The 23,986-nt window shown below is 72.3% G+C and carries 21 protein-coding genes, 3 tRNA genes and 1 pseudogene; 15 read left to right on the top strand and 10 right to left on the bottom strand.

What is annotated here, in order from left to right; genetic code table 11:
• The 5 genes and pseudogenes from SZN_RS42380 to SZN_RS09055 form a co-directional block, all read left to right on the top strand.
• Positions 1-139, top strand: a pseudogene (locus SZN_RS42380) (DNA polymerase III subunit gamma/tau); the annotation flags it as partial.
• 146 nt (positions 140-285) lie between these two features.
• A complete protein-coding gene (gene purD, locus SZN_RS09070; RefSeq protein WP_007493528.1) occupies positions 286-1,539 on the top strand; it encodes a phosphoribosylamine--glycine ligase in 1,254 nt (417 codons plus the stop codon).
• 351 nt (positions 1,540-1,890) lie between these two features.
• Positions 1,891-4,116 (top strand): M48 family metalloprotease, encoded by a 2,226-nt coding sequence (locus SZN_RS09065; protein ID WP_007493526.1) that lies wholly within the window; start codon positions 1,891-1,893, stop codon positions 4,114-4,116.
• 353 nt (positions 4,117-4,469) lie between these two features.
• Positions 4,470-5,960 carry a N,N-dimethylformamidase beta subunit family domain-containing protein gene (locus SZN_RS09060; protein WP_007493524.1) on the top strand — a complete coding sequence of 497 codons (1,491 nt, stop codon included), beginning with the start codon at positions 4,470-4,472 and terminating at the stop codon, positions 5,958-5,960.
• Between the two features lie 270 nt (positions 5,961-6,230).
• A complete protein-coding gene (locus SZN_RS09055) occupies positions 6,231-7,130 on the top strand; it encodes a phosphoribosylaminoimidazolesuccinocarboxamide synthase (protein ID WP_007493523.1) in 900 nt (299 codons plus the stop codon).
• A 46-nt stretch (positions 7,131-7,176) separates the two neighbouring features.
• On the opposite strand, the gene SZN_RS09050 is transcribed toward SZN_RS09055, so the two are convergent.
• The 8 genes from SZN_RS09050 to SZN_RS09015 form a co-directional block, all read right to left on the bottom strand.
• A tRNA-Gly gene (locus SZN_RS09050) sits at positions 7,177-7,249 on the bottom strand.
• Positions 7,250-7,271: 22 nt separating this feature from the next.
• Positions 7,272-7,886 (bottom strand): response regulator transcription factor, encoded by a 615-nt coding sequence (locus tag SZN_RS09045; RefSeq protein WP_043729432.1) that lies wholly within the window; start codon positions 7,884-7,886, stop codon positions 7,272-7,274.
• Positions 7,883-9,109 (bottom strand): sensor histidine kinase, encoded by a 1,227-nt coding sequence (locus tag SZN_RS09040; RefSeq protein ID WP_007493519.1) that lies wholly within the window; start codon positions 9,107-9,109, stop codon positions 7,883-7,885. Before SZN_RS09040 ends, SZN_RS09045 begins: the two co-directional genes overlap by 4 nt.
• A gap of 18 nt (positions 9,110-9,127) precedes the next feature.
• Complete coding sequence (locus tag SZN_RS09035) at positions 9,128-9,904, bottom strand: ABC transporter permease (protein ID WP_007493517.1); 777 nt, start codon at positions 9,902-9,904, stop codon at positions 9,128-9,130.
• Positions 9,901-10,851: an ABC transporter ATP-binding protein gene (locus tag SZN_RS09030; RefSeq protein ID WP_007493515.1), complete on the bottom strand. Its 951-nt coding sequence runs from the start codon at positions 10,849-10,851 to the stop codon at positions 9,901-9,903. The genes SZN_RS09035 and SZN_RS09030 overlap by 4 nt, the downstream gene beginning before the upstream one ends.
• A 129-nt stretch (positions 10,852-10,980) precedes the next feature.
• Positions 10,981-11,053, bottom strand: a tRNA-Gly gene (locus SZN_RS09025).
• An 80-nt stretch (positions 11,054-11,133) separates the two neighbouring features.
• A tRNA-Gly gene (locus tag SZN_RS09020) sits at positions 11,134-11,205 on the bottom strand.
• A gap of 169 nt (positions 11,206-11,374) precedes the next feature.
• Positions 11,375-11,692 carry a histone-like nucleoid-structuring protein Lsr2 gene (locus SZN_RS09015; protein ID WP_007493513.1) on the bottom strand — a complete coding sequence of 106 codons (318 nt, stop codon included), beginning with the start codon at positions 11,690-11,692 and terminating at the stop codon, positions 11,375-11,377.
• Positions 11,693-12,028: 336 nt separating this feature from the next.
• On the opposite strand from SZN_RS09015, the gene purS reads away from it, so the two are divergent.
• The 9 genes from purS (at position 12,029) to purM (ending at position 21,104) form a co-directional block, all read left to right on the top strand.
• The gene (gene purS / locus SZN_RS09010; RefSeq protein ID WP_007493511.1) at positions 12,029-12,292 is read left to right on the top strand and encodes a phosphoribosylformylglycinamidine synthase subunit PurS; all 264 of its coding nucleotides are present in this window, start codon (positions 12,029-12,031) and stop codon (positions 12,290-12,292) included.
• Entirely contained in the window at positions 12,289-12,993 is a 705-nt protein-coding gene (gene purQ, locus SZN_RS09005) for a phosphoribosylformylglycinamidine synthase subunit PurQ (RefSeq protein WP_007493509.1), read from the top strand. The genes purS and purQ overlap by 4 nt, the downstream gene beginning before the upstream one ends.
• Entirely contained in the window at positions 12,990-15,248 is a 2,259-nt protein-coding gene (purL, locus tag SZN_RS09000) for a phosphoribosylformylglycinamidine synthase subunit PurL (protein WP_007493506.1), read from the top strand. The genes purQ and purL overlap by 4 nt, the downstream gene beginning before the upstream one ends.
• 131 nt (positions 15,249-15,379) lie before the next feature.
• Complete coding sequence (locus tag SZN_RS08995) at positions 15,380-15,880, top strand: ArsR/SmtB family transcription factor (protein WP_007493504.1); 501 nt, start codon at positions 15,380-15,382, stop codon at positions 15,878-15,880.
• A 22-nt stretch (positions 15,881-15,902) separates the two neighbouring features.
• Positions 15,903-16,736, top strand: a complete 834-nt coding sequence (locus tag SZN_RS08990) for a M23 family metallopeptidase (RefSeq protein WP_007493502.1) — start codon at positions 15,903-15,905, stop codon at positions 16,734-16,736.
• 10 nt (positions 16,737-16,746) lie between these two features.
• A complete protein-coding gene (locus tag SZN_RS08985) occupies positions 16,747-17,544 on the top strand; it encodes a maleylpyruvate isomerase family mycothiol-dependent enzyme (RefSeq protein WP_007493500.1) in 798 nt (265 codons plus the stop codon).
• A 66-nt stretch (positions 17,545-17,610) separates the two neighbouring features.
• Positions 17,611-18,405 carry an META domain-containing protein gene (locus SZN_RS08980; protein WP_007493499.1) on the top strand — a complete coding sequence of 265 codons (795 nt, stop codon included), beginning with the start codon at positions 17,611-17,613 and terminating at the stop codon, positions 18,403-18,405.
• Between the two features lie 61 nt (positions 18,406-18,466).
• The gene (purF, locus tag SZN_RS08975; protein ID WP_007493498.1) at positions 18,467-19,996 is read left to right on the top strand and encodes an amidophosphoribosyltransferase; all 1,530 of its coding nucleotides are present in this window, start codon (positions 18,467-18,469) and stop codon (positions 19,994-19,996) included.
• 31 nt (positions 19,997-20,027) lie between these two features.
• Positions 20,028-21,104: a phosphoribosylformylglycinamidine cyclo-ligase gene (gene purM / locus SZN_RS08970; protein ID WP_043729423.1), complete on the top strand. Its 1,077-nt coding sequence runs from the start codon at positions 20,028-20,030 to the stop codon at positions 21,102-21,104.
• A gap of 86 nt (positions 21,105-21,190) precedes the next feature.
• On the opposite strand, the gene SZN_RS08965 is transcribed toward purM, so the two are convergent.
• Together SZN_RS08965 and SZN_RS08960 are read right to left on the bottom strand one after the other, a co-directional pair.
• Positions 21,191-21,448 carry a DUF3073 domain-containing protein gene (locus SZN_RS08965; RefSeq protein ID WP_007493496.1) on the bottom strand — a complete coding sequence of 86 codons (258 nt, stop codon included), beginning with the start codon at positions 21,446-21,448 and terminating at the stop codon, positions 21,191-21,193.
• A 317-nt stretch (positions 21,449-21,765) separates the two neighbouring features.
• The gene (locus tag SZN_RS08960; RefSeq protein WP_007493495.1) at positions 21,766-22,854 is read right to left on the bottom strand and encodes a Leu/Phe/Val dehydrogenase; all 1,089 of its coding nucleotides are present in this window, start codon (positions 22,852-22,854) and stop codon (positions 21,766-21,768) included.
• Between the two features lie 221 nt (positions 22,855-23,075).
• Between SZN_RS08960 and SZN_RS08955 the strand changes: the two genes are divergently transcribed.
• Complete coding sequence (locus SZN_RS08955; protein WP_007493494.1) at positions 23,076-23,918, top strand: DUF8083 family protein; 843 nt, start codon at positions 23,076-23,078, stop codon at positions 23,916-23,918.
• Positions 23,919-23,986: the final 68 nt, after the last annotated feature.

Below are 23,986 nucleotides of genomic sequence, written 5' to 3'. Positions count from 1 at the left end.
ACCGCCGCCCCCCGTCTCCCCGGAGGACGACATCCCGGAGGACGACGACCCCGACCTCAACGAGTCGGCGCTGTCCGGCCGCGAGCTGATCGTGAGAGAGCTCGGGGCGACGGTGGTCGAGGAGATCGTGAACGAGTAGCGCCCAGAACAGGCCGGCAGGGGGACCAGGGAAAGCGCAAGGAGGGACGAGGCCGCGGTCTTGGAGGAACGTACGGTTCGCCGGGACCCGGCCCCTCGGCACCCCGTACAAGAGCCCCGTACGAGAATCCCGTTAGGCTGACCCCCGTGAAGGTCCTCGTCATCGGCGGCGGCGCCCGCGAACACGCCCTGTGCCGCTCCCTGTCCCTCGACCCCGACGTCACCGCGCTGCACTGCGCTCCCGGCAACGCCGGTATCGCCGAGGTCGCCGAACTGCACCAGGTGGACGCCCTGGACGGCGCCGCGGTGTCCGCGCTGGCCGGACGGCTCGGCGCCGACCTGGTGGTCGTGGGCCCCGAGGCGCCCCTGGTCGCCGGGGTCTCCGACGCCGTGCGCGAGGCGGGCGTCCCGGTCTTCGGCCCCTCCGGACAGGCCGCGCGGATCGAGGGCTCCAAGGCGTTCGCGAAGGACGTGATGGCCTCGGCCGGCGTCCCGACGGCCCGCTCCTACGTCTGCACCACGCCCGCCGAGGTCGACGAGGCCCTCGACGCCTTCGGTGCCCCGTACGTGGTCAAGGACGACGGTCTCGCGGCCGGCAAGGGCGTCGTCGTGACCGCCGACCTCGACGCGGCCAGGGCGCACGCCAACTCCTGCGAGCGCGTCGTGATCGAGGAGTTCCTCGACGGTCCCGAGGTCTCCCTCTTCGCCGTCACCGACGGCGAGACCGTCCTCCCGCTCCAGCCCGCCCAGGACTTCAAGCGGGCGCTCGACGGGGACGAGGGCCCGAACACCGGCGGCATGGGCGCGTACTCCCCGCTGCCGTGGGCCGATCCGAAGCTGGTCGAGGAGGTCCTGGAGACGGTCCTCCAGCCGACCGTCGACGAGATGCGCCGCCGCGGCACCCCGTTCTCCGGACTGCTCTACGCCGGTCTCGCGATCACCTCGCGCGGCATCCGCGTCATCGAGTTCAACGCCCGCTTCGGCGACCCGGAGACCCAGGTCGTCCTGGCCCGCCTCAGGACCCCGCTGGCCGGTGTCCTGCTCGCCGCCGCCAAGGGCGACCTCGCCGATCTGGAGCCGCTGCGCTGGAGCGACGACGCCGCGGTCACCGTGGTCGTCGCCTCCCACAACTACCCCGGCACCCCGCGCACCGGCGACCCGATCACCGGCCTCGCGGAGGTCGCCGCCGAGGACGCCCCGCACGCCTACGTCCTGCACGCCGGCACCCGGTCCGACGGCGGCGCGGTCGTGAGCGCCGGAGGCCGGGTCCTGTCCGTCACGGCGACCGGCCGGGACCTGACGGTGGCGCGCGACCGGGCGTACCGGGCCGTCGGCCGCATCGGACTGGACGGCTCCCAGCACCGCACCGACATCGCGGCGAAGGCGGCGGCCGACGCCTGATTCCGGCCGTTCGGCCCCCTGCGGCGAACCTCCCGGGCCCCGGATCCCTCCCAGGATCCGGGGCCCGCGCCATGTCCGGACGGGACCCGCGACGGGACGCGCGCCCATGCCCGTGACCAGGGGCCTGTTCCTCGCTTTCCGTCATCCACCTTTCCCCAAAGCCATTCCATCGAGTGACCGATGCCCCATCCGGCTGACGTGCGCCGAACCCCCAACTAGGGTGCGGCGCAAGCGTTCCGGCACTTGGCCCACCGGCATTGCGATGTCAGTGGCGGGTGCCACAGTGGGGGAGTGAGCAAAGCCAGGACAGTCCGGACAGCCAGGGCAGCGCGGAGGGGGTGAGGTCCGGTCGTGACCGGTACGGGTGTGGAGATGGGTGCGCGGGCCGCGCGCGCCCGCGCTCTCGCGGTGCTGCGCGTCCGCAGCCGCGCGCTGGCCGTCGCGCTGCTGCCCGCGGCGTTCGCGGTGATCCTGCTCGCCGGTCCCTCCACGGGCCGGATGACCGGTCCCGGGTGGCATGCCGTCCGCTGGGCCGTCGTCCCGTTCGCCGTCCTCGTCCTGCTGGCCGCCGCCGTCGTGGCCCTGGTCGTCGCCCGGTCCCGCCCGGCGGTGACCCCCACCGTTCCGATCGGCGAGGAGCAGGCTCCCGATCTGTACCGGCTGGTGCGCGACCTCGCCGACCGCCTCGGCGTCCCCGCGCCCTCCGCGATAGCGCTGACCCCCGACTGCGACAGCTGGCTGGAGGACCGTACGCATCCGGCGCACGGCCCGCCGCCCCCGGCCGAGGACCACGAGGACGACGGGCTCAACGGCCTGCGCGGCGGAGGCCACCGCGGCGCCGCACGCCGTACGCCCGCCGCCCCCGTCCTCGTCATCGGCTCACCGTTCCTGTGGTGGATGCGCGTCGGCGAGCTGCGCGCGGTCCTCGCCCCGGTCGTCGCCGGTACGGGCCCCTCCGCGCACCCGGACATAGCCCAGGCCCGGCGCTTCGTCCGGGGGCTGGACGCGGCCGTGGCCGTCGGCTCGACCCGGGGCCGCTGCCCGGGATCGCGACTGGTGTGCGCGGGCATCGGCCAGGTCGCCCGCCTGCTGCTGCGCGCTTGCCGCGAGCACGCCGCCGAGATGGAGCGGGGCGTGGCCGCCGCGGCCGCCGAGCGTGCACAGGCTGTGGACTACGGACTGCGGATCGTCGCCCAGGAGCAGGTCGGGCTGGCTTACGCGGGCTGGGACCGGCTCCTCACCCGCGTCGCGCTGCCGGCCTGGCGGATGGGCCGCTGGCCGTCCCGCCTGGACGCGGGCGTCGTCGCGGCGCTGACCGAGCTGTCCCGCAGGGACCGGCTGGCGGCGGAGGGCTTCGCCTCCCGGCTCGGCGAGCGGCCCGCGTGCGACCTGCTGGAGGAGCCCGGCGTGATCGACGAGGCCACCTCGCTGCTGGCCGCCCGCCTCTTCCACGGCGGTCCCGCCGAGCCCGGCCCGGACTGGTCCCCGGTGGACTGGCTGGAGTATCCGGAGGAGGTCGTCGACCGCACCTGGCGCACCGACGCCGCCCGCCTGCACCGTGTCCTCGACCGCCTGGGCGTCCGCCGCGGTACACAGGACGCCCGCCCGGAGACCGACGGTCCGACGCTGTCCCGCGTCCTGGACCACCTGGCCACCGCCCCGGTCGCCACCGCCCCGGTCGCCCCTGCCCCGGTCGCCCCTGCCCCGGTCGCCCCTGCCCCGGCGCCCGCCGCCCACGAGGCCGCCGACCGCCTGTCGCCCGTCACCCGCGAAGCCCCCGGCCAGCCGTTGCCCACCACCTCCGAGGCCACCACCTCCGAGGCCACCACCTCCGAGGTCACCGCGGTCCCCGCCCGCCACGCCTCGCCGGAACCGATCACCGGGCCCGCGCCCGAACCGGCCCCCGACGACCCGCGCGTCGAACCACCGGCCCACCGGGCCCACGCCGCCGACCCGGCACCCCGCGGCACCCCGGAACCCACCGATGCCGCGCAAGACCCCACCGACGCCGCGCAGGGTCCCGCTGATGCTGCCCCGGAACCCCTGGACGCCCAGGCCCCCTCCGCCAACCCCCCGGCCCCCGCCGAGGAGCCCGAACCCGCCGAGAACCCCGAACCCGCCGGAGACCCCGAACCCGCCGAGAACCCCGAACCCGACCTCGACCCCGGCGAAGACCCGGAGACCGAGCGGAGCTCCGCGCTCGCGGCCGGCCTGACCGCCGAGCTGGCCCGCGAGGAAGCCGCGAAGCCCGCCGAGCAGCCGGTGCCCGCTCAGGGCGCCGCGAGCCTCCTGGACACCGGAGCCCTCCCGCTCTTCCCGCTCCAGCCGCCGCGCACCTCCCGCGAGGTGCTGACCGACCACGTGACCGCGATGGTCTGCTGCGCGGCCATGGACACCGCGGGCGCTTCCCCGGGACTGGACTGGCTCGACGGCCCCACACTCCTCATCAACGGCGAACGGGCGGCGGACCTGGCCCCCCGGGTCCTCAGCCTGATCGAGGAGGGCGATCCGGCACCGCTGCGCGCGTGGCTGCTGGAGTCGGGCATACGCCCGGAGAAGCCGGTACGCCTGGTGTGACGTCCCGGGCCCGCCGGGTCGATCCGGAGCCCAAGGCTCCACTTTCGGCCAATTCGCAACGAATAGTGACAGGGCGCGTGCGTAATGTGATGTGCTGGGACCGGAAGTGCATATGGCAAGGGCTTACGCCACCCGGCAACGGCACCCGCGACCGCACCCGGGTCCGAGCCGCAGCCCGAGAGCGCGCGCACGGACCGACCGCACCGCAACGCACCACCCCACACCACGTCGCACCGCAACGCACCACGTCGCATCCCGCCACACCACGCCGGACCACGCCGGCCGCACCGCGCGACAGCACCACCCAGAACGCTCGACGCGCCACCACGGGGGACCAGGGAGGGGTATTGGCCATGGGCTCGGAGCAGATCCGCCGATGGGAGTCGGGAGCGCTGGCGCACGCGGTGACGGACCCCTTCGGCCAGGGCCCGGTCCCCTGGCTGCGCGGCAACGTGACGTACTTCGACGACACCGGCCAGGTGGTCCCCTGGTACGTCGACGGCCAGGCCCACCCCGCGGCCACGGGCGCTCCCGCCGTCCCGGCGCCCCGCACCTCCGGCCCCCGCTCGGCCGACGACGTCCGCCGGCAGATCAAGGGGTTCACCTCCACCGGCGCGGTCGCTCCCGGCGAGGCGGTCGACTTCCACATCACGGTCGACCCGCCCCAGGAGTTCGCCGTGGACATCTACCGCATCGGCCACTACGGCGGTGACGGCGCGGCCAAGATCACGACCAGCCCCCGGCTCTCCGGCATCGTCCAGCCCGCCCCGCTCACCGCCGACCGCACGGTGTCGTGCCATCACTGGTGGCTGTCCTGGCGGTTGCAGGTCCCGAGCTTCTGGAGCATCGGCGCGTACGTCGCCGTCCTCACCACCGTCGACGGCTACCGCTCCCACGTCCCCTTCACCGTCCGCGACAAGCACCCCGCGGACCTGCTCCTCCTGCTGCCGGACGTGACCTGGCAGGCGTACAACCTCTATCCGGAGGACGGCCGCACCGGGGCGAGCCTCTATCACGCGTGGGACGAGGAGGGCCGGCTGCTCGGCGAGGCCGACGCCGCCACCACCATCTCCTTCGACCGCCCCTACGCGGGCGCGGGGCTGCCCCTGCACGTCGGCCACGCCTACGACTTCATCCGCTGGGCCGAGCGCTACGGCTACGACATCGCCTACGCCGACGCCAGCGACCTGCACGGCGGCCACGTGGACCCCTCCCGCTACCGCGGCCTGGTCTTCCCCGGCCACGACGAGTACTGGTCGGCCGGTATGCGCCGTACGGTCGAGGTGGCCCGGGAGAACGGCACGTCCCTGGTCTTCCTCTCCGCCAACTCCATGTACTGGCAGGTGGAGTTGGCGCCCTCGCCGTCCGGGGTCCCGGACCGCCTGCTGACCTGCCGCAAGCGCAGGGGGCCCGGGAGGTCCGTGCTCTGGCGGGAGATCGACCGCCCCGAGCAGGAGGTGATCGGCATCCAGTACGCGGGCCAGGTCCCCGAGCCGCACCCGCTGATCGTCCGCAACGCCGGCCACTGGCTGTGGGAGGCCACCGGCGCCCAGGACGGCGACGAGATCGAGGGCCTGGTCGCGGGCGAGGCCGACCGCTACTTCCCGCGCACCCCGCTGCCCGACCACGAGGAGCGCGTCCTGCTCGCGCACTCCCCGTACACCGACCGCGAGGGCGTCCGGCGCCACCAGGAGACCTCCCTGTACCGCGCCCCCTCGGGCGCCCTGGTCTTCGCGTCCGGAACCTTCGCGTGGTCCCCGGCGCTGGACCGCCCAGGCCATGTGGACCCGCGCGTCCAGCGCGCCACCGCCAATCTGCTGGACCGTATCTGCAAACGCGACTGAACCCGGCCCGCACGCCACCGTGATCATGGCCCCGTAAGCTTCCGGCGCGTCGGGCAGTCTGTTGACCTGCTCCCCTGCGCACAACCCGGCTCTCACGCCACGGCCCCCGGTCGCACAACCCGGCACGCACGCCACCACCCCCGCGCACAACCGGCCCTCACACCACCACCCCCCGCGCACGACCCGGCCTCCGCCACCGCACCCCCCGCCTCGACCGGTCTCCGGCATACGGGAGAATCGGGCCATAGGACAGAACCACGGGGAGGAACCGTGTCCGGATTCGTAGAAAAGCCCGAGCCGCTCCAGGTTCCGGGCTTGGTGCACCTGCACACCGGAAAGGTGCGCGAGCTGTACCGCAACGAGGACGGCGACCTCGTGATGGTCGCCAGCGACCGCATGTCCGCCTACGACTGGGTGCTGCCCACGGAGATCCCCGACAAGGGCCGCATCCTCACCCAGCTCTCCCTGTGGTGGTTCGACCGGTTCCACGACCTGGTCCCCCACCACGTGCTGAGCACCGAGCCGCCCGCGGGCGCCCCCGCCGACTGGCGAGGCCGCACCCTGGTCTGCAAGGCGCTGGACATGGTCCCCGTCGAGGCGGTGGCCCGCGGCTATCTCACCGGCTCCGGCCTCGCCGAGTACGAGCAGTCCCGCACCGTCTGCGGCCTCGCCCTCCCCGAGGGCCTCGTCGACGGCTCCGAACTGCCCGCCCCGATCTTCACCCCGGCCACCAAGGCCGCGGTCGGCGAGCACGACGAGAACGTCTCCTACGAGGAGGTCGCCCGCCAGGTCGGCGCCGACACCGCGGCGCGGCTGCGGCAGGCGACCCTCGCCGTCTACGCCCGCGGCCGCGACATCGCCCGTGAGCGCGGCATCATCCTCGCGGACACCAAGTTCGAGTTCGGCTTCGACGGGGACACCCTGGTCATCGCCGACGAGGTGCTCACCCCGGACTCCTCGCGCTTCTGGCCGGCCGACCGGTGGCAGCCGGGCCGCCCGCAGCCGTCGTACGACAAGCAGTTCGTCCGTGACTGGCTGACCTCGCCGGAGTCCGGCTGGGACCGCGCGAGCGAGCAGCCCCCGCCGCCGCTGCCGACCGAGGTCGTGGACGCGACCCGGGCCAAGTACGTGGAGGCGTACGAGCGGCTGACCGGCACCCGCTGGAGCTGAGGCAACGAAAAGACCCCGGTCGATGAAGACCGGGGTCTGATTCCCGAGCGGACGACGAGGTTCGAACTCGCGACCTCAACCTTGGCAAGGTTGCGCTCTACCAACTGAGCTACGTCCGCATGCGCCGTGGCGCGGGAGCAACTATACCCAACCCCGCTCCCGCGCGAGCCGCACCGCGGCATGGCGGTTGTCCGCACCGAGTTTGGAGACGGCGGACGACAGATAGTTCCGCACGGTCCCCTGGGACAGCGCGGCCCGCTCCGCGATCTCCGCGACGGGCGCCCCGTCGGCGGCCAGTTCCAGCACCTCGGCCTCGCGCGCGGTCAGCGGCGAGTCCCCGGCGGCGATCGCGTCGGCGGCCAACTCGGGGTCGACGTAACGGTTCCCGGCGTGCACGGTGCGGATGATCTCGGCGAGCCGCTGCGCGCTGACGGTCTTCGGCACGAAACCGCGCACACCCGCCTCAAGCGCCCGTTTCAGATGCCCCGGCCGTCCGTGACTGGTCACGATCAGCACCTTGCAGCGGGGCAGTTCGGCCCGCAGGGATGTGGCGACCTTCACACCGTCCGCCCCCGGCATCTGGAGATCGAGGACCGCGACATCGGGTGCGTGGGCCCGCGCCATCGCCAGCGCCTCGGGCCCGCTGGCCGCCTCCGCGACGATCACGAGGTCGTCCTCCAGGGACAGCAGCGTGGCGAGCGCGCCCCGGATCAGATGCTCGTCGTCGGCGAGCAGCAGCCGCACCACCGCGGTCATACGGTGACCTCCCGTGCCCCGGTCCGCGCCAGCGGGACCTCGGCCACCAGCCGGAACAGGCCGTCGCCGACGGGCCCGGCCGTCAGCGTCCCCTCCACGGCGGCCAGCCGCTCCCGCAGCCCGGCGAGCCCGGAGCCGCCACCCCCGTCGGAGGCTCCGTCGGCCCCGTCGTTCTCCACCGTCAGCACCGCACGCCCCTCCGTCACCCGAACTCCCACCACACACCGCCGGGCGTCCCCGTGCCGCAACACGTTCGTGGCCGCCTCGCGCACCACCCAGGCCAGCGCCGACTGCGCCTCACCGGGCAGCCCGCCGGCCACGCCCGTCACCTCGCAGGCGATCCCGGCCGCCCGCAGGACGCCCTGCGCACCGGCGAGTTCGACCTCCAGGTCGGCCTCCCGGTATCCCCGTACGACATCGCGCACCTCGCGCTGGGACTCCCGCGCGATGCGCTGGACCTCGATCATCTGCTCCACCGCCGCGTCCCGCCCGCGCCGGGCCAGCTGCACGGCCAGCTCGCTCTTGAGGGCGATGACGGCGAGGTTGCGTCCCATCACGTCGTGCAGATCCCGGCCGAAGCGCAGCCGCTCCTCCGCCACCGCGAGCCGGGCGCGGGTCTCGCGGGCCTGGTCGAGTTCGTACACGGCCCGCAGCATCCAGACCGAGAACAGCGCGGTGACCGCGAGGAAGGTGGTGCCGAGCAGCACCACCAGCGCGACCATCAGCGCCCCGAGCACCGGCACACCCACGGGGAGCACCAGCAGGCCCGCGCCCGCCGAGAAGGAGGCGACGACGACGTACACCTGACGCGTGCCGTCCAGGCCGAGCGCCATGATCCCGACCCCGAAGATCAGTACGACGCTGAAGACGCTGCCGGCCCCGGAGTCGAGCCCGTCGTCGCCGGGGCCGTACTCGGAGATCGCGAGGGCCAGGGCGGCGACCGTCGCGGTGGCGGCGCCGAGCGCCCACAGCTGCCGTACCGGCTGCGCCCGCCGGCCGAGCACCCAGTCCACCGACCGGGACACGGTCAGCGCGCAGGCTGCGGCGTGCAGGCACACCAGCAGCATCAGCCAGACGGTGGGTGAGCCGCTCCTGTCGCCGAGGGCCGGGACCGCGCCCACCGTGACCTCGACCACCGCCATGAAGTGGAACGAGAACCTGGTGTACGTCTCGACCTTCGCCGGGGTGCTCTTGCCCCGCCACCATGTGCCGGGTCCGCGCATGTCTCGGCTCTCCCCTGGTCAGCGTCGCGGTTCCCAGCGGAACCGTCGCTGTACAGCAAACACGCCGACGACGATCCAGGCCAGCGCCGTGACCAGCGGTCCGAAGGCGTCGGACACCGACAGGTCGCCGGTCCAGCCGCCGCGCAGCAGCGTGATCACCGGGGTCAGCGGCAGCCGTTCGCAGATCGCGGCCAGCCGGTCGGGCAGTACCTCCAGCGGGACGAACATGCCCGAGCCGATCATCGAGACCAGCATCAGGGGCAGGGTGGTGACTTGCGCGCTCTCCATGCTGCGGGTGAAGGCGGAGGTGACCGCGGCGAGCACCGCGCACATCACGAGGCCCAGCAGCAGGCCCAGCAGGGCGAGGTACAGGGCGGGCGGCGCGGCCAGACCGAGGAGCAGGGTGCAGCCGACGGCGAGGATCACGGACTGGGCGAGGCCGGTGGCGACCACGGGCAGCGCCGAACCGCCGAGGATCTCGGCGTCCCGCAGTTCGCCGGTGCGCAGCCGCTTCAGGACGAGTTCCTCGCGCCGGGCGGTGAACACGCCGACGAGCCCGGCGTACACGGCGAACAGCAGGGAGAACCCGATCGCGGCCGGTACGACGATCGTGCCGACGCTGAGGCCGGTCCCCGCCAGGTCCATCTGCTTCACCCCGGCCCGCACGCTGAAGGGCAGGACGAGCGGCACGAGCAGCGCGGTGAACAGGGTGCCCTTGCTGCGGCCGAGCAGCGTCAGTTCGGCGCGGGCGAGGGACGTCATGCGCCCCACGGGGGTGGTGACGGCGGTGCTCATACGGCGAACTCCTCTTCCTTGGACGCGGACGCTTCCCGGGCGATCGCGAGGAACGCCTCCTCCAGCGACGCCGAGCGCACATCGAGGCCGCGCAGCTCCACCCCGGCCCGCTCGGCCCACACCAGCAGCCGGGTGGCCGCGGGCTGGAGCTGCTGGGTGCGCAGCCGTACGACCCGCCCGTCGAGCTCGTGGCCGCTGACGCCGAGTTCGGCGAGGGGCGGCAGGTCGCCGAGGAAGTAGCCGTCGGGCAGCTGGAAGGAGATCCGCGAGGGCTGGGCGGCGGTCACCTGCGCCGGGGTGCCGGAGGCGGCGATCCGCCCCCGGTGCATGATGGCGAGGCGGTCGGCGAGGCCCTCGGCCTCCTCCAGGTAGTGCGTGGTCAGCAGGACCGTCGTTCCCGAGTCGCGCAGCGCCCGCACCAACGCCCAGGTGCCCTGGCGTCCTTCGGCGTCCAGTCCGGTCGTCGGCTCGTCGAGGAAGAGCACCTCGGGGTCGCCGAGCAGGGCGAGCGCCAGGTCCAGCCGGCGCCGCTCACCGCCGGAGAGCTGCTTCACCCGGACGCCGGACTTGCGGGCCAGTCCGACCCGCTCCAGCACCTCGCCCTCGGGCCGGGCCCCGCTGATGCAGCCCGCCCACATCCGGGCGGTCTCCGCGACGGTGAGCTCGGAGGGGAAGCCGCCCTCCTGGAGCATCACCCCGGTCCGGGGCCGTACGACGGCCCGCTCGGTGTGGGGGTCGTGGCCGAGCACCCGCACCCGTCCCCCGGCGGGCGGGGCGAGGCCCTCCAGCAGCTCGACCGTCGACGTCTTGCCCGCGCCGTTGGTGCCGAGCAGGGCGAAGACCTCGCCGCGGCCGACGGAGAAGGAGATGCCGCGCACCGCCTCGAACCCGCCCCCGTAGACACGTCGCAGGTCGGTGACCTCGATCACGTGTTCGTTGATGTCCATGACACCAGCGTCCCCGTGGCCGGAGCCCGGCAGCAGTGCGCGCTGTCATCACTCGGCATGACAAATGTCAGGGCGGGCGCCGGGGCAACGAAAAGACCCCGGTCGATGAAGACCGGGGTCTGATTCCCGAGCGGACGACGAGGCTCGAACTCGCGACCTCAACCTTGGCAAGGTTGCGCTCTACCAACTGAGCTACGTCCGCATTGCCCCCGACCGGCCTTCACCGATCGGTGCGAGCACCAGCGTACCTGATCCACAACGGTGGTCCGTACGACGGTGCAGAGCGGGTGACAGGAATTGCACACTGCGCCTTCCCCCTGGAAGGGGGATGTTCTACTACTGAACTACACCCGCATGCTCGGCGAGCTGGGTTTTTTCTGCCCTGCCCGGCGGCGTGCTCCAGACATTAGCTGATCAGCAGGGGGGTAGCGCAAGTCGGTTGTCGCACCGGCTTGCGCCGTCCGGCTCGGGCCGGCCGCCCCCGGGACCCGCTGACGGGCCCTGAGGGCGGTCCCCCGAGCTCTCACCGCGCCGAGGCGAACGCCTCGTAGACCCTCTTGGGGATGCGGCCGCGGGCCGGCACCTCCATCTTGTTGGCCTGGGCCCAGGCCCGGACGGCCGACGGGTCCGGGGCGACCTCGGTCTGCCTGTACGCCTTGCCGGACCTCGCCCGCTTGCGGCCGGCGTCCACGTAGGGCGCGAGCGCCTTGCGCAGTTTCCCGGCATTGGCTTCGTTCAGGTCGATCTCGTACGACTTGCCGTCGAGTCCGAAGGCGATCGTTTCCGCCGCTTCCGAGCCGTCGATGTCGTCAAAGAGAGTGACCACGACCTTCTGCGCCACGAATATCGGTCCCTTCGTACGGCACGCTGACAAATTCATTTGTACCGTGCCCGACAATGCAATGTGAAGCTCGACTAAATCCTTCCGCGTGTCAGAAATCAAGAGGGAGCGGAAGTGGCTTCGAGGGCAGCGTGGTGGGCGGAGAGGGGTGGGCGCAATAGATGCCGGGTGTCGATCGCAGATCTTTTCCTGAACTTTTCGTACCGGACCGCCCCGGCGCCGTGCCGTGAGCGGCGTCACGTAGGTTCCTCCAAGTCGACGCGCGTAGAAATTTTGTGCGGGTAGTCTGAAACCACCTTCAGGAACCTGCTCAGCACCACACCACCGGGAGTGCACGTGGCACGCGTCGTAGTCGACGTCATGCTCAAGCCGGAGATCCTCGACCCCCAGGGCCAGGCGGTGCAGCGCGCACTGCCGCGACTGGGTTTCGACGGCGTCTCGGACGTACGTCAGGGAAAGCGATTCGAACTGGAAGTTGACGGGCCGGTCGACGAGGCCGCGCTCGCCCGCATCCATGATCTTGCGGAATCCTTCCTCGCCAACACCGTGATCGAGGACTTCACCGTCAAGGTGGAGGAAGTCGCGGAGGCCGCCAAGTGACCGCTCGTATTGGCGTCGTCACTTTCCCGGGAAGCCTCGACGACCAGGACACCCGGCGCGCGATCCGCCTCGCCGGGGCCGAACCGGTCGCGCTGTGGCACAAGGACAAGGACCTCAAGCAGGTCGACGCCGTGGTGCTGCCGGGCGGTTTTTCCTACGGCGACTATCTGCGGGCCGGTGCCATCTCCCGGTTCTCGCCGGTGATGGAGTCCGTCATCGCGCAGGCGAAGGCCGGACTCCCGGTCCTCGGTATCTGCAACGGCTTCCAGATCCTCACCGAGGCCCACCTCCTCCCGGGCGGCATGCTGGGCAACGACCACCTGCACTTCGTCTGCCGCGACCAGAGGCTGCGCGTGGAGAACGCGCGGACGGCCTGGACCGGCGACTACAGCGAGGGCCAGGAGATCCGCGTCCCGCTGAAGAACATGGACGGCCGCTACGTGGCCGACCGGTACACGCTGGACGAGCTGGAGGCGGAGGGCCGCGTCGCCTTCCGCTACCTGGTCGACGGCGACGCCGCCGACGGATACGGCAACCCCAACGGCTCGCTCAACGACATCGCCGGCATCACCAACGAGGCCGGCAACGTCGTGGGCCTCATGCCGCACCCCGAGCACGCCGTCGAGCCCCTCGTCGGCTCCGGCCGCACCGACGGCCTCCCCTTCTTCACCTCGATCCTCAAGAAGCTGGTCACCGCATGAGCCGGACGCCTCTGGACACGGTCGAGCACGCGGCCGCGACCCCCGACGTCGAGCTGCCCTGGGCCGAACTCGGCCTGAAGAAGGACGAGTACGAGCGGGTGGTGGAGATCCTCGGCCGCCGGCCCACCGGCGCCGAGCTCGCCATGTACTCCGTCATGTGGTCCGAGCACTGCTCGTACAAGTCCTCCAAGGTCCATCTGCGCCAGTTCGGCGAGAAGGCCCCGCAGTCCGACGCCCTGCTGGTCGGCATCGGCGAGAACGCCGGCGTCGTGGACGTCGGCCAGGGCTACGCCGTCACCTTCAAGGTCGAGTCGCACAACCACCCCTCGTACGTCGAGCCCTACCAGGGCGCGGCCACCGGCGTCGGCGGCATCGTGCGCGACATCATCGCGATGGGCGCGCGCCCGGTCGCGGTCGTGGACCCGCTGCGCTTCGGCGCCGCCGACCACCCCGACACCAAGCGCGTCCTGCCGGGCGTCGTGGCGGGCATCGGCGGCTACGGCAACTGCCTCGGGCTGCCCAACATCGGCGGCGAGGTCGTCTTCGACGCCTGCTACCAGGGCAACCCGCTGGTCAACGCCGGTGCCATCGGTGTGATGCGGCACGAGGACATCCACCTCGCGAAGGCGTCCGGCGCGGGCAACAAGGTCATCCTGTACGGGGCCCGGACCGGCGGCGACGGCATCGGCGGCGCGTCCATCCTCGCCTCCGAGACCTTCGACGACGCGAAGCCCTCCAAGCGCCCCGCCGTCCAGGTCGGCGACCCCTTCCAGGAGAAGCTGCTCATCGAGTGCACCCTGGAGGCGTTCGCCGAGAAGCTGGTCGTCGGCATCCAGGACCTCGGCGCGGCGGGCCTGTCCTGCGCCACCTCGGAGCTGGCGTCGAACGGCTCGGGCGGTATGCGCGTGACGCTCGACGACGTCCCCCTGCGCGACTCGACCCTCTCGCCCGAGGAAATCCTCATGAGCGAGTCGCAGGAGCGCATGTGCGCCGTCGTGGAGCCGGCGAAGGTCGACCGCTTCCTTCAGATCTGCGAGAAGTGGGACGTCATCGCGACCGTCATCGGTGAGGTCACCGACGGCGACCGCCTGGAGATCTACTGGCACGGCGGCAAGATCGTCGACGTCGACCCGCGCACGGTCGCGCACGAGGGCCCGGTCTACGAGCGCCCCTACGCCCGCCCGTCCTGGCAGGACGAGCTCCAGGCCGACGACGCGAACAAGCTGGCCCGGCCGGCGACCGGCGAGGAGCTGAGGGACCAGGTCCTGAAGCTGGTCGGCTCCCCGAACCAGGCGTCCAAGAAGTGGATCACCTCGCAGTACGACCACTTCGTGCAGGGCAACACCGTCCTCGCCCAGCCCGAGGACTCCGGCATGATCCGCATCGACGAGGAGAGCGGCCTCGGCGTCGCCCTCGCGACGGACGGCAACGGCCGCTACGCCAAGCTGGACCCGTACCACGGCGCCCAGCTGGCCCTCGCGGAGGCGTACCGCAACGTGGCGACGACCGGCGCCAAGCCGCTCGCCGTCTCCGACTGCCTGAACTTCGGCTCGCCCGAGGACCCGGCCGTCATGTGGCAGTTCGCGGAGGCCGTGCGCGGTCTGGCGGACGCCTGCCTCCAGCTCGGCACCCCGGTGACCGGCGGCAACGTCTCCCTGTACAACCAGACGGGCGAGGTGGCCATCCACCCCACCCCGGTGGTCGCGGTCCTCGGTGTCATCGACGACGTGTCCCGCCGCACGCCGGTCGCCTTCCAGGAGGACGGCCATCTGCTGTACCTCCTCGGCGACACACGTGAGGAGTTCAGCGGGTCGGCCTGGTCCCAGGTGATCCACGACCACCTCGGCGGACTGCCCCCGAAGGTCGACCTGGAGCGCGAGCGGCTGCTCGCCGAGATCCTCATCTCGGCCTCCCGGGACGGCATGATCGACTCCGCGCACGACCTGTCCGACGGCGGTCTGATCCAGGCCGTCGTCGAGTCGGCCCTGCTCGGCGGCAGGGGCGCCCGCCTGATCGTCCCCGACGGCCTGGACGCCTTCACCCTCCTGTTCTCCGAGTCGGCCGGCCGCGCGATCGTGGCCGTCCCGCGCTCGGAGGAGGTCCGCTTCAACGACATGTGCGGTGCCCGCGGCCTGCCCGCCACCCGCGTCGGCGTGGTGGACGGCGACACGGTGGAACTCCAGGGCGAGTTCACCCTCCCCCTGACCACCCTCCGCCAGACCCACGAGGAGACGATCCCGGCGCTGCTCAAGTAGGCGGCGGTCAGCAGTCGTCGTACGGCTCAGAAGCCCCCGTCCGGTCCGCCGGGCGGGGGCTTGCCCGTGCGGGCGGACGATCCCCCGCGGGGACACTTGAACGGTATTACGTAGTTTCGTAATATCGAGGAGTGGAACTCGAACAACGCGTCGCCGACCTGGAGCGACGAGTGGCGGCGCTGGAGACCGCGCCGCACGTCGTCCCTCGCCTCGGTGAAGGGGACTTCTGGGCCCTGGAGGGGCTCAAGGAGCAGCTTGCCGCGCTGCGGACGCCCGACGGAGGCGTGCTCTTCACCGGCACCGTACGGCTGCCGACCGGGGAGCAGTACGACTGGCAGCACGGCTCGCTGACCGAGGGCCTGCTGGAGGCCGACTGGACCGGGTGCGCGGAGTCGTTCGCGGCCCTCGGCCACCCCGTCCGGCTGCGGCTGCTGCGCGAGATCGTCGGCGGCCGGCGCACCGCGGCCGAACTCGCCGAGCTGGACGAGATCGGCACGACCGGCCAGATCTACCACCACCTGCGCCAACTGACCGGCGCGGGCTGGCTCCACACCACGGGCCGGGGCCGCCACGAGGTCCCGCCGGGGCGGGTCGTACCGCTCCTGGTGGCGTTGGCGACCGCTCGTCCGTGACACCGACCGAACCGGGGGAACGATGTCCGCACGCAAACTCGTCAAGATCGTCCACCGCGCCCTGCGACTGGCCTTCGTCGGCCTGGTGATCGCCCACACCCTGCTGGACCCGGGATACCCGTGGTGGTGGAACTTCCTGCCGATCGCCCTGTCCTACGGGCTCCTGATCGTGCTCCACCGCTGGGGCGGTGCCCGGGACAGCCCCCGCGCCTCCCGGGAGCCGGTCGAGGTCGAACCGCCCTTCACCGGGCGCTGGTCGGCGCTGAACAGCCCGGCCGACCGCACGCCGAGCCACGGCACGCACGCCTACGCCCAGACCTTCGCCATCGATGTCGTCGCCGAGCCCGCGGAGGGCGCGCGCCCCGGCTTCCGGTGGCTGTGGCCGATCGCCCGCCGCAACGACGCCTTCCCCGCGTTCGGGGCCCCGCTGCTGGCGGTCGCCGACGCCACCGTCGTACGCGCCGTCGACGACCAGCGCGACCACCTCAGCCGCACCTCGCTGCTCGCGCTGATGTACCTCATGATCGTGGAGGCGTCCGTACGCGACCTGTCCGGCGTCAAGCGGGTCGTCGGCAACCACGTCGTCCTCGACCTCGGCGCCGGCACCTTCGCGCTCTACGCCCACCTGCGAAACGGCTCGCTCACCGTCCGGGAGGGAGACCGGGTGACCGCGGGACAGCGGCTGGCCCGCTGCGGCAACTCGGGCAACTCCACCGAGCCCCACCTCCACTTCCAGCTGATGGACACCGCGGACCCGGACACCGCCCGCGGCATCCCCTTCACCTGGCGCGGCCTCGGAGTCCCCCGCAACGGCGAGACGTTCGCGGCACCCGCGACGCGGACGCAGGCCGCATAGGCTGCCCCCCATGCCCCCGGCCAAGAAGCGTGTGCGTGCCTATGACTCCGTCAAGATCCGTGCCGCGGTGCTCGCGCAGTTCGGGTATGTGCGGGAGGGCGTGCGCGGGCTCGGCGACGAGCAGCTCGCGCTGCCCACCCGGCTGACGGGCTGGAGCGTGCGGGAGCTGGCCGTGCACGTGGCCATGGCCGTGGGGGCCGTCGGCCGCGGCCTGGCCGGCGAGGCGCCCGCCAAGGCGGAACTCGCCCTCCTGGACTGGCCCTTCGCCACCGCCGGCCGTGCCGGCGACATCGCGGAGGGCACCCGCGCGCTCGCCGCCGCCCACCCGGATCTGGACGCGCTGTACACGGACACCGCCGAACGCCTCGCGCGGAGCCTGCAGGACGCCCCCGAGGGGCGGGTCCTCGGCGTCCGCACCGGCAGCATGACCCTGGCCGACCACCTGGTCACCCGGGCCGTCGAACTCACCGTCCACACCGACGACCTCAACGCCGCCGTGCCCGGCCTCGGCATCCCCCAGGACCGCCAGGCCCTGGCGGCCTGCACCCGCCTCCTGGCCGACGCGCTCGCCGTGAAGGCGCCCGGGGGCTCCACCGAGGTGCGGGTGCCGCCGTACGCCGTCGTGCAGTGCGTCGAGGGCCCCCGGCACACCCGCGGCACCCCGCCCAACGTCGTCGAGACCGACCCGCTGACGTGGATCCGGCTCGCCACCGGGCGGCTGACCTGGCAGGAGGCGCTGGACGCGGCCGCGGTGCGCGCGAGCGGGGAGCGGGCCGACCTCGCCGGGCTGCTGCCGCTCATGGGCTGACCCCCCGCGGCGCCCCCGGCGACACCCCCTGCGGAACCGGTCCGCCGTCTCCGCCGTCCCATCCGCATGGACACTCTCGGGACATCCGGCAGGGACAAGCAGCGACTGGCCGCGCTCGCCGCACTGACGCTCCTCCCGCTCGCCGCGGGCTGCGGCGGCGCGGACGCGGGCAGCCGGTCCGTGGGGTCCGGACCGGCCGCCTCCGTCACCGGCGTGCGCTGGGCGGTGGACCGGGTGAGCGTCGACGGCAGGAAGAGCACCGCCCCCGACGGCGCCTATCTGCGGATCGCCGAGGGCGGCAAGGTCGACGGCAACCTCGGGTGCAACACCTTCGGCGCCGACGCCGAGTTCACCGACGGCAGCGTCACCTTCGACGGGGTCCGGGCGACGGAGATGGCCTGCGACGGCGTCCCGGCGGCCTTCGAGCAGACCCTCGCCCGCACCCTCGGCGACGGCAGCCTGACCGCCCGCGTCGACGGCGGCACACTCGTCCTGACCACGGCAGGCGGGGACCGGATCGACCTGACCGAGCAGAAGGCGGCCCCGCTCAAGGGCACCAAGTGGACGGTCAGCACCCCGGACGCCGGAGGCAGGGCCCACCTCACGTTCGACGCGAAAACCGGCCAGGTCAGCGGCAGTCTCGGCTGCAACAAGGTGCGGTCCACCGCGACGTTCCGCGACGGCAGTATCACGCTCGGCAGCGCGTCCACCACCCGAATGATGTGCGACACCTCACTCATGAAGACGGAGAAGGCCCTCCTCGGGCTCTTCGACAGCACCGTGAAGTACCGGGTCGACGGCCGCACCCTCACGCTGACCAGCGAAAACGGCGAGCGGGTGAACGCGGTCGCCGCACGGTGACCCTTCACGGTCGCGTATCCCCAATTCGGACCAGTGGTCGATCTCGCCTACACTCGGAGCCGTGCCACGTGGTGACGGTCGACTCAATCACGATCTGCTCCCCGGCGAGAAAGGCCCCCAGGACGCGTGTGGCGTCTTCGGTGTCTGGGCTCCGGGCGAAGAGGTCGCAAAGCTCACGTACTTCGGGCTCTACGCCCTCCAGCATCGAGGCCAGGAATCCGCGGGGATCGCGGTCAGCAACGGCTCCCAGATCCTCGTCTTCAAGGACATGGGCCTCGTCTCCCAGGTCTTCGACGAGACCTCGCTCGGTTCGCTCCAGGGTCATATCGCGGTCGGACACGCCCGCTACTCGACCACCGGCGCCTCCGTGTGGGAGAACGCCCAGCCGACGTTCCGGGCCACCGGCCACGGTTCCATCGCGCTCGGCCACAACGGCAACCTGGTCAACACCGCCCAGCTCGCCGAGATGGTCGCCGACCTGCCCAAGCAGGAGGGCCAGCGGCCCCCGCGCGTCGCGGCCACCAACGACACCGACCTGCTGACCGCGCTGCTCGCGGCGCAGGTCGACGAGGACGGCAAGCCGCTGACCATCGAGGAGGCGGCCCACGAGGTCCTCCCGCGGGTCAAGGGCGCCTTCAGCCTCGTCTTCATGGACGAGCACACCCTGTACGCCGCCCGCGACCCGCAGGGCATCCGCCCGCTGGTCCTCGGCCGGCTGGAGCGCGGCTGGGTGGCCGCGTCCGAGAGCGCGGCCCTCGACATCGTCGGCGCCAGCTACGTCCGGGAGATCGAGCCGGGCGAGTTCGTCGCCATCGACGAGAACGGCCTGCGCACCTCCCGATTCGCGGAAGCGAAGCCCAAGGGCTGTGTCTTCGAATACGTGTACCTGGCCCGCCCGGACACCGACATCGCCGGCCGCAACGTGTACCTCTCCCGCGTGGAGATGGGCCGCCGCCTGGCGAAGGAGGCCCCGGCCGAGGCCGACCTCGTCATAGCGACGCCGGAGTCCGGCACCCCCGCCGCCATCGGCTACGCGGAGGCGAGCGGCATCCCCTTCGGCGCGGGTCTGGTGAAGAACGCCTATGTGGGCCGTACGTTCATCCAGCCCTCGCAGACGATCCGCCAGCTCGGCATCCGGCTCAAGCTGAACCCGCTGAAGGAAGTCATCAAGGGCAAGCGCCTGGTCGTCGTCGACGACTCGATCGTGCGCGGCAACACCCAGCGCGCCCTGGTGCGGATGCTCCGCGAGGCCGGCGCCGCCGAGGTCCACATCCGGATCTCCTCGCCGCCGGTGAAGTGGCCCTGCTTCTTCGGCATCGACTTCGCCACCCGCGCCGAGCTGATCGCCAACGGCATGACGATCGAGGAGATCGGCACCTCGCTGGGCGCCGACTCGCTGTCGTACATCTCCATCGACGGCATGATCGAGGCCACCGCCATCGCCAAGCCGAACCTGTGCCGCGCCTGCTTCGACGGCGAGTACCCGATGGAGCTCCCGGACCCCGAGCTGCTCGGCAAGCAGCTCCTGGAGACCGAGCTCGCGGCCGGTACGGCCGCCCCGGCTGCCGTCGACGCGATCCGTCGCCCGTAAGCCCTGTAACCGAACCGAAAGATCCCAGGCAATGTCTGAGACTGTTGTGCCCGGCGGAGCTTCCTACGCGGCGGCCGGCGTCGACATCGAGGCGGGCGACCGCGCGGTCGAGCTGATGAAGGAGTGGGTCAGGAAGACGCGGCGCCCCGAGGTCCTCGGCGGCCTCGGCGGATTCGCCGGACTCTTCGACGCCTCCGCGCTCAAGCGCTACGAGCGTCCCCTGCTGGCCTCCGCCACGGACGGCGTCGGCACCAAGGTCGACGTCGCGCGCCAGATGGGCGTCTACGACACCATCGGCCACGACCTGGTCGCCATGGTGATGGACGACATCGTGGTGTGCGGCGCCGAGCCGCTGTTCATGACCGACTACATCTGCGTCGGCAAGGTCCACCCCGAGCGGGTCGCGGCCATCGTCAAGGGCATCGCCGAAGGCTGTGTGCTGGCGGGCTGCGCCCTGGTCGGCGGCGAGACGGCCGAGCACCCCGGTCTGCTGGGCGAGGACGACTTCGACGTCGCCGGCGCCGGTACGGGCGTCGTGGAGGCCGACCGGCTGCTGGGCCCGGATCGCATCCGTACGGGTGACGCGGTGATCGCCATGGCGGCCTCCGGCCTTCACTCGAACGGGTACTCGCTCGTCCGGCACGTCCTGCTGAACCAGGCCGGTCTCGCCCTGGACGCGCGGATCGACGACCTCGGCCGCACCCTCGGCGAGGAGCTGCTGGAGCCCACCAAGATCTACTCGCTGGACTGCCTCGCCCTCACCCGCACCGCCGAGGTGCACGCCTTCAGCCACGTCACGGGGGGCGGTCTCGCCGCCAACCTGGCCCGGGTGATCCCCGACGCGCTGCACGCCGTCGTGGACCGCTCCACCTGGACCCCCGCCCCGATCTTCGACCTCGTGGGCCGCACCGGCCGGGTCGAGGGCCTGGAGCTGGAGAAGACGCTGAACATGGGCGTCGGCATGATCGCGATCGTGCCCGAGGAGTCCGCCGACGTGGCCCTGGAGACGCTGGCCGACCGCGGCGTGGACGCCTGGGTGGCGGGCGAGATCACGGACCGCGGCGACCACACCACGGGTGCGGAGCTGGTCGGCGCCTACTCACGGTAAGGGCACCGGGTGCCGGCGGCCGCTGAGGCAGCGCAAAACCCGGCCCGGCGGACGACCGCCGGACCGGGTCAGGCACTGCTGGGCAGTCAAGCGCCGCGGCGTTGATGCGACGTGGGACCGGACTCGTCGTCCTCGTCATCCTCGTCGTCGTTGTAGAGATCCGCGTACTGGGCGTACGGGTCGTCGTCGTCTTCGTCATCCTCGAACGGCTCGCCGTTCGGCGGCTGGTTCGAAGTCGAAGCGCCCAGCTCGTTGGCCAGACGCGACAGGTCAGTCCCGCCGCTGTTGTACTTCAGCTGGCGGGCGACCTTCGTCTGCTTGGCCTTGGCCCGGCCGCGCCCCATGGCTCGACCCCCTCGGTGACGGGGCTCGACGGCCCCAGAGTCTTGACACGCGTTCATGATCTGGAACGGGCTCTCCTCGGAGAGACCGGTCCGTAGGGCTTCCACGGTACCTGAGCCCACGCCCATACGGTACGTCGCCCGCAGCACGCGCGTGTGCACAGGACCTTCGAGGCGCCCCGTCCTCGCTGGTCAATCGCGATTTTAACCACTTATCGGCGCTCGACCCGCCGGTGGGAGTGAGAGTTCTCTCCAACCGCCCACCGGCGGGTACCCGCCGAACCCGTGCCGGGACTCCCGGCACGGCCGCCGGGGTCCCGTCAGCGCGTCGCGCGGGCCTCCGCGATCCGCTGCTCGGCGATCCGGTCGGCCGCGGCGGCCGGCGGAATACCGTCCTCCTTCGCACGTGCGAATATGGCCAGCGTGGTGTCGAAGATCCGGGCGGCCTTCGCCCTGCACCGGTCGAAGTCGAAGCCGTGCAGCTCGTCGGCGACCTGGATCACCCCGCCGGCGTTCACCACGTAGTCCGGTGCGTAGAGGACGCCGCGGTCGGCGAGGTCCTTCTCGACGCCCGGGTGGGCGAGCTGGTTGTTGGCCGCGCCGCACACGACGCGGGCGGTCAGCGCGGGAACGGTGTCGTCGTTCAGGGCGCCGCCGAGCGCGCACGGGGCGTAGATGTCGAGGCCCTCGACGCGGATCAGGGTCGCGGTGTCCGCCACGGCCGTCACCGACTCCGGGTGCGCGGCGACGATCCGGCCCACGGCCTCCTCGCGCACGTCCGTGATCACGACCCGGGCGCCCTCGGCCACCAGGTGCTCCACCAGGATGTGGCCCACCTTGCCGACGCCCGCGATGCCGACCGTGCGCCCGCGCAGCGAGGGGTCGCCCCACAGGTGCTGGGCGGAGGCGCGCATGCCCTGGTAGACGCCGAACGCGGTGAGCACGGAGGAGTCGCCTGCGCCGCCGTTCTCCGGGGAGCGCCCGGTGGTCCAGCGGCACTCGCGGGCCACGACGTCCATGTCGGCGACATAGGTGCCGACGTCGCACGCGGTGACGTAGCGGCCGCCGAGCGAGGCCACGAACCGGCCGTAGGCCAGCAGCAGCTCATCGGTCCTGATCTTCGCCGGATCCCCGATGATCACGGCCTTGCCGCCGCCGTGGTCGAGTCCGGCCATGGCGTTCTTGTAGGACATCCCGCGCGCGAGGTTCAGGGCGTCGGCGACGGCCTCCTCCTCGGTCGCGTACGGGTAGAAGCGCGTACCGCCGAGGGCGGGGCCCAGCGCGGTGGAGTGGATGGCGATGACGGCCTTGAGGCCGCTGGCGCGGTCCTGGCAGAGCACGACCTGCTCATGACCGCCCTGGTCCGAGTGGAACAGGGTGTGCAGGACGCCGTGTGTTACGTCGGTCACTGTGGTGACTCCTGAGTACGGTGCGGCGAGAGGAGCGGGCTCCCGTGCGGGTGGCGGGGGCTGTCGAGCACGAGATTAGACCCGTGGCGGCCCGTGCGACCCGCAGTGCTCAGGATCACCTACGACCGGAGTAGGGCCGTGCGACGATTTGCATAGTTTTCCCGCTCGTTTGTGATCGGGTTCGCAGGTTTTCCCGGCGGACGGCGGGGGAGGGAGCAGGCGTGCCCAAGGTGTCCTCGCTGATCGTCCCGTACGCGACCTATCTGCGGGTCTACGAACCGCTGGCCGCCTTCCCCGAACCGGAGCGCGACCACTGGGCCCGCTACGCGCGGCGGGCCGACCGGCCGTCGTACCAGGTCGAACTGCGCCGCGCCCTGGCCGACTTGCTGCCGACCCCGCCCGTCCCGGTGCCGGTGCACGAGAGCGGCGACGCGTTCGTGCTGGAGTCCGACGGGGTGCTGTGCGTGTGCCCGTGGCGCACCCGGCTGCGGGGCTGGCAGGCCCTCGGGGAGCTGGGCGACGAGCTGCCGCGCCCGGTCCTGGAGGCGGTGCTGCCGGAGGTCGTACGGCGGCAGGCGGCCCAGGACTACGAGCGCTGGCTGGCCCGCAACCCCGACGCGCGGCCGTGGATCCGCACCTCGACCTGGCAGGTGCCGCTGCACTGGTTCGTGCTGGTGTCGGACGAGGAGCGGACCTTCGAGAAGGGTTCGGGGGAGACCCCGCCGGCGCTGCGCTACCGGACGCCGATGGTCCAGGCGCGGCGCCGGGTCGCGCGGGCCCTGCGCACGCTGAAGGACACGATCGACGAAGGGCCGCTCATCGACGGCCTCGTGGAGGTCGGGCGCTGGCTGGAGGAGTTCCACCCGCGCTCCCTGGTCGAGCTCGACTACGGCGGTCTGGTCCACGCCCTGCCCGCCGGTGAGCTGGAGGACGACCACTCGGCGGCCGACGTGGCCGACGGCATCGAGGCCCTGCGGCAGGGCGACGGTGCCGCCGCGGGGGCGGCCTACGGGCGGCTGGTGGAGCGCTGGCGGTCCGTGCGGGACCGGCGGTCGGCCAACTGAGCGACCCGCCCGGCGAGGCGGTGTGATCCAGCCCACGCTGTGAGGTAACGAACTGGCGTTTGACGATC

It is taken from the genome of Streptomyces zinciresistens K42, from assembly GCF_000225525.1.
In the GTDB taxonomy this organism is placed as follows: domain Bacteria; phylum Actinomycetota; class Actinomycetes; order Streptomycetales; family Streptomycetaceae; genus Streptomyces; species Streptomyces zinciresistens.
Note: the sequence above shows the minus strand (reverse complement) of the source record. Positions and strands in the feature narration are given on the sequence as shown.